General features: G+C 58.6%; 1 protein-coding gene. It reads right to left on the bottom strand.

The features are described from left to right. Positions 1–70: 70 nt before the first annotated feature. A partial coding sequence (locus tag D3D01_RS22760) for a hypothetical protein (RefSeq protein WP_233563627.1) occupies positions 71–471 on the bottom strand: 401 nt, incomplete at its 5' end.

Below are 471 nucleotides of genomic sequence, written 5' to 3'. Positions count from 1 at the left end.
AGTGTGAGACGGACAGATGTGTCATCCAGCGGTTGTGCCGTCCACGTCGACGGACGGGGAGAGACGGTTGTCAGTCCTCGCTTGAGAGTGAACCAGCATCCGGTCCAGCACCCCACAATGTAGCCCGGTTACTCGACGTAGAGGAACCACTCCCTCCCGTGTGGTCCGACTCGTGTTTGAAAGAGAGCCGAATCTCCTTACCGAGTTGGTCAATGGCATCCAGTACCTCAGATTTGAGGCGTTTTCGGTCTTCTCCGTCCTGAGTCCAGCGGTCCCACAGGTCGGATTGTGCCGCCAAGAGAAGGTCCTGACGGAGGACGATGTACTGCGCCACCGCGACCGCCTCTGTCTTGTGCTGAAACTCAGGGCGGATGTCCTCGTATAAACTCTTGAACCGCTGTTCTTGGTCACCATCCATCGCGCGGAGCCGGGAGACGGTGTCCATGTACAGACCCGTCCGCATCGCGTTCG

Origin of the sequence: Haloarcula sp. Atlit-7R (genome assembly GCF_003666065.1) — an archaeon.
Lineage (GTDB): Archaea > Halobacteriota > Halobacteria > Halobacteriales > Haloarculaceae > Haloarcula > Haloarcula taiwanensis.
This window is presented reverse-complemented; position numbering and strand designations above follow the sequence as displayed.